The organism is Pseudoalteromonas sp. SR45-5, from assembly GCF_014163565.1.
Classification (GTDB): domain Bacteria; phylum Pseudomonadota; class Gammaproteobacteria; order Enterobacterales; family Alteromonadaceae; genus Pseudoalteromonas; species Pseudoalteromonas distincta.
The window spans coordinates 1-5,053 of sequence record NZ_JACJDN010000287.1 but is presented as its reverse complement, the minus strand read 5'-3'; the positions used below and the strand labels follow the sequence as shown (position 1 = coordinate 5,053).

Genomic DNA, 5,053 nt, shown 5'->3' with positions numbered 1-5,053 from the left:
GCTTCTCTTTGTGCAAATAGGCTTTTAATTTATTTAATTATTGATTAAGAATTACTGTTCTTCTAAATCGAACTCAGTTAAATGCCCTTCACCGTGTATAAGTTGATATCGGGCTAAATTCCCCTGCTCTAGTGTTATTAAACTAATAGCGGAGTCGCTTACTAAGTATTTTTGCCCTTCACCTATGGTTTGGTGTTTATCTACTTCCATGTGCCAGCGTTTGGTAAAAAAGTTTAATGGGCTTTTTGGGCCGTATAGAATTGAATCTAGTTTATCGAGTATGTTTATTAATTTACGCGGGAACTCATTTTTAATACCGCTGGCGGTAAGTTGCCAAATTCGATTGGGATGATCGCCAAAACGCTTTTGCACCGAAAAGCAAAATGAGTAATGCACGTCTCCCGATAAAATAAGCGTTTCGTTTGGGGTGTCGGTTCGTCTAAAAGTATCGAGTAGCTTTTTGGCTGAACCTTCGTGCGCCATCCAGTTTTCTACATCCACCATGAGTGGTTGGCCACATATATTAAACATGGCTTGAATGGCTTCTATTGATTTAACACCAAATACAGGGGCTGGCGATACAATAATAACTTGGTCGTGGCTTAACAGGCTTTCCTCAAGCTCTGTGAGGCGTTCCCAATCAAGTAGACCTGAAGGCTCATTAAAGTTTTGCTCATTTCGCCAGCGGTGCGTGCGCGTATCTAGCACCACTACTTTGGGTACTGTTGTTAACTCATAATGCCAAAAGCTAAAATCGTTTAGTGGTTTATCAAATGCTTTAAACTGCCATAAATTATTGGCAGTACGGCTTTGCTTAAAAGGTGTGAGTAACTCGCCTGTTTTATTTAGTGCATCGTTCCCCATTCCCTGAAAAAGCCAATAACTAATTAAGCCATTATTAATGATCCGTTTACTACTTGGGTTTTCATTTATGGCTTGCTCCCACCCAGCGGTGAGGTTCCAATCGTCGGTTACATCGTGATCGTCAAACATCATTAGGGTAGATACATTGGCAAACAACCGCTCTACTTCACTTAAGCCTTTTGCATAGTCAATCAATGCTGTTTTTTCAGCGTTAAAAATAGTTTTGTTTTGCTCGCTTTGACCTAAATACGTTGTGTTTTGTATATCAACGCATTGCCAAGCAGCAGCACTAAAATTTAATAAATAAAGTGCAATGTATTCTTCAAAATGGATAAGGTGATTGTAGGCTTTTACGCTTGAAAAATGAGGTTCGTCTTTTTTTAGCCAGTAACCAACACCTACTTTTGAGCGTTTTTGCCAAGGCGTTTTTGGTAAAAACAAATGGCGATTATAAAGTTGCTCATTTATATCATCCGGTAGCTCAATGGCAAGTGGTTGCTCTTTATAGATACCTAAGGCTTTAATTAACTGATGAATAGCTAATAACATGGGGCCTGCTACGTCATCGGCATAAACCTGATCACCACTGAGTAATAGCAATTGTGCGCCTTGGTTATTATTACCACGCTGAGTATTTTGCCAGTGACTTGCAGACACTAAGCTGTCTTTTGCTGGATGATGTGCATTACGGCACGAGCCATGCAAAATATCACTGAGTTTATTGGGAATTACAAATGCAGGCGTTGTTTGATTGCTATAGCACCACGGCGATAAATCGATTGCTGTGTCGTCAATTACAAGCTCATAGCTTAATAAGCTATCTACGGGAAGTTTATTGTCTATTGGCTTTATAATAACGAAATGCAGGTATAAATGTTCGCCCAAAGAAACAGTATGTTGATCGCTATAACACTCAACATTTAATAAGTTTATTTGGCAGTTTGCAGGCTTGGAGGTAGCAAACTGAATACAAACTCCAGTTTGCTCTGCACGGCGCACCATTGGCCCCATTAGTAAAATAGGAAGGTTTGCCGTGTGAGTAATCATGTATTTAGCCTTTAGCTGCTAATTTAAATAAAGAATAAAAGTTTTCGGTAGTCGCTTTAGCAAGTTCATTAAAGCTAATGCCTTTAAGTTCGCTAATGTAATAAGCTACATCTTCTACGTATGCTGGCTGGTTTGTTTGCCCACGATACGGTACCGGTGCTAAATAAGGCGAGTCGGTTTCTATTAATAATCTATCTAGCGGTATTTGCTTTACTACTTCTTTTAGCTCAATAGCATTTTTAAAGGTAACAATGCCCGAAATAGAAATATAAAAGCCCATGTCTATCGCTTTTTTTGCCATATCCCAATCTTCGGTAAAGCAATGTAATACACCACCGCAGTTTTCGGCCTTGTGCTCACGCATTAAATTAATGGTATCGCTGCGGGCATTACGTGTATGAATAATTAACGGTTTTTGTAATTCGTTAGCCACTTCAATATGCCCAACAAAGCTTGCTTGCTGCACTGCATGAGTATCTTTTGAATAGTAGTAATCAAGACCCGTTTCACCAATAGCAACGACTTTGTCGTGTGAGGCTAAGTCGATTAGTTGCTGTTTATTAAGGGCGTCTTTTTGATCAAGTGGATGTACACCGCATGAGGCTGATACATCGTCGTAATGCTTAATTTTATCAAGCATGCTTGGAAACTGATCAAGCGTTACGCTTACACATAAAAAGTGCTCTATTTGCTTTGCACGCGCTTTATCAAGAACTTGGTCAAGGTTTAAGTCTAGTTTATCAAAATCAAGACGGTCTAAATGGCAATGAGAATCTACAATCACTATAAGGCCTGTATTATGTTCAGGGTTTAAATTTGTTCGTTTAATTTATTATGTTAGTAATTAAAAGAACCCAATATAGGGCGGCGTTAATCTCAATGAAAAACCGACCCTATAACTACATGGTATATGTTTGATCGCCTGAGTTTAACATAGTCCCAAGCAGCTTTTCGATTTTAGCGTTTAGGTTTGTTTTATCATCTAAAAAGCTAATACCGATACCTGGAGGATTAGAGCTTTGTGCACCTTGTGGCGTGATCCACGACACTTTACCTGTCACTACGTCATCTTCTAAGGCATCGGGCAAAGTAACTCTAAGCGCTAATGAATGCCCTGCTTCGTAACGCATATTAGTGCGTACAAATAAGCCACCTTTTTTTAAGTAAGGCATATAACAACGGTATAACTCGTCTAAATCGTCTATGTCTACTAGTAGTTCTTGCATGATTAATCCTTTTAAGAATTTCGCAATGTGTATGCTAATCGTGATACAGCAAGCGGTAAATTAAGGCCAAGTACTTGTGTGTTATTTTGTAAAAACTCGCCTAATGCATTTTGCGCTCTTTGATAAGCGTCAAAACTCATGCCTTGCAGTAATTGCTGCTTTAGTTGCACGCTTAAAAACAAAGTAAATATACGAACAATTTCAGGCTGTTTATTTATTATATCGACTAACGCTTTAAAATTATGACTTTGTTTAAACTCAGTTGCAAACTTATACAGTGTATCAATATTTTTTAGCTGGTCTTGCTGTTGCCAATGCTTTACTTGCAGCGGTTGGTTATAAAAAAGTGCTAACCAACTATAGTTAGGAATGTCTAATGTCTCTAGCCATTGCTGAGCAAGTGCTGTATTAGTTATTTTTACGTCACTTTTAGCGCATCGACTTAAAATAGTTGCAGGGAGCTGTTCTGGTTGGCTTGTGGTTAATATTAAAAAGCGGCTATTAGTTGGCTCTTCAAGTGTTTTTAATAATGCGTTAGCTGCTGCTGTGGTCATTTTTTCGCAATTTTCGATTATCGCGACTTTATTGCCATTTTGCGCTGCAGAGTGATTCATAAAATCACTAATACCACGAATATCATCTACACCAATACTTTGCCCATCAACTTGCGTTAAACGTTTGTCGGGGTGAGTGCCAGCCAGGTTAAGTAAACAGCTTTTACACTGTCCGCAAGGTTTTAGCATACTGTTTTGCACAGCTACCTGCTTAGCTATATTTTGGCATAACAAAGCATTCCCAAGCTCATCACTTAGCTCAAACTTACCTACGCCAACAGGCCCACAAAATAATTGCGCATGATGAAAACGCTCTGCGCGATAACTTTTCGCTAAACGTGCTTGAGTATCATGTAGCCAAGGCAATGGCATATTATTTTAGGCCTTCAAAAAATGAATGCAGTACATTGGTAATATCGCGATGTACTTTATCAATACTTTGGTTTGCATCGACCGTTTTAATGGTGTTGTCGTCATTAGCAAGTTCAACATAACGCATACGTGTACGCTGAAAAAACTCAATGGCTTCTTGTTCAATACGGTCAAGCTCGCCACGCCCTTTTGCACGTTCAAGGCCTATCACTGGGTCAATATCAAGGTAAATAGTTAAATCTGGCTTTAAGCCTTTTAACACCATTGACGAAAGTGAAGCTAATGTATTTGAGCTAATACCACGCCCACCACCTTGATACGCCTGAGACGATAAATCATGACGATCGGCAAGTACCCATTGGCCTTTATCAAGCGCAGGGGTAATAACATTGTGCATTAGCTGCGAGCGAGCTGCGTACATAATAAGCAATTCGGTTTCAAAGGCAATCTCTTCTTCATGCTCTGCTTTTACAAGCGTACGAAGCGATTCAGCCAGTGGCGTGCCGCCAGGTTCGCGCACGTTAATGAAGTCTATTTTTTGTTTGTTCAAAAAGTCTTGGCATAGCGAAATAGCGGTTGATTTACCCGCGCCTTCTAGCCCTTCTATTACTATAAATTTTGGTTTCATAAACTATTAATTCTTTTTATTTAATATATACGTTTTAACTGCTGCGTTATGCTGTTTTAACGTGGTTGAAAATTGGTGGCTACCATCGCCTTTTGATACAAAGTAAACATATTCACTTTGCGGCGGATTAACTGCAGCTAAAATAGCGGCTTTTGATGGCATTGCAATCGGTGTTGGCGGTAAACCATTAATACGATACGTATTGTAGGGCGTATAATCGCGCAAATCTTTACGTTTAATATCACCATCAAAGTCAGCGCCTAGCCCGTATATTACGGTTGGATCGGTTTGCAGGCGCATATTGGTGTTTAATCGATTAACAAACGCTGATGCAATTAACGGACGCTCGCTGGCAAGGCCTG

At 39.5% G+C, this 5,053-nt stretch carries 6 protein-coding genes; all 6 read right to left on the bottom strand.

The window, feature by feature from the left end:
- Positions 1 to 51 precede the first annotated feature (51 nt).
- Positions 52 to 1,911, bottom strand: coding sequence for an alkaline phosphatase D family protein (locus tag H5072_RS11595; protein ID WP_182693606.1), 1,860 nt, complete (start codon positions 1,909 to 1,911; stop codon positions 52 to 54).
- 4 nt (positions 1,912 to 1,915) lie between these two features.
- Positions 1,916 to 2,695, bottom strand: coding sequence for a TatD family hydrolase (locus tag H5072_RS11590; protein WP_182693605.1), 780 nt, complete (start codon positions 2,693 to 2,695; stop codon positions 1,916 to 1,918).
- Positions 2,696 to 2,810: 115 nt separating this feature from the next.
- Complete coding sequence (locus H5072_RS11585; RefSeq protein WP_002962367.1) at positions 2,811 to 3,137, bottom strand: PilZ domain-containing protein; 327 nt, start codon at positions 3,135 to 3,137, stop codon at positions 2,811 to 2,813.
- 11 nt (positions 3,138 to 3,148) lie between these two features.
- Positions 3,149 to 4,063 (bottom strand): DNA polymerase III subunit delta', encoded by a 915-nt coding sequence (locus H5072_RS11580; RefSeq protein ID WP_182693604.1) that lies wholly within the window; start codon positions 4,061 to 4,063, stop codon positions 3,149 to 3,151.
- Between the two features lies 1 nt (position 4,064).
- A complete protein-coding gene (gene tmk / locus H5072_RS11575; protein ID WP_002962371.1) occupies positions 4,065 to 4,691 on the bottom strand; it encodes a dTMP kinase in 627 nt (208 codons plus the stop codon).
- Positions 4,692 to 4,697: 6 nt separating this feature from the next.
- Positions 4,698 to 5,053: endolytic transglycosylase MltG (gene mltG, locus H5072_RS11570; RefSeq protein ID WP_182693603.1), on the bottom strand; the 356-nt coding region annotated here is incomplete at its 5' end.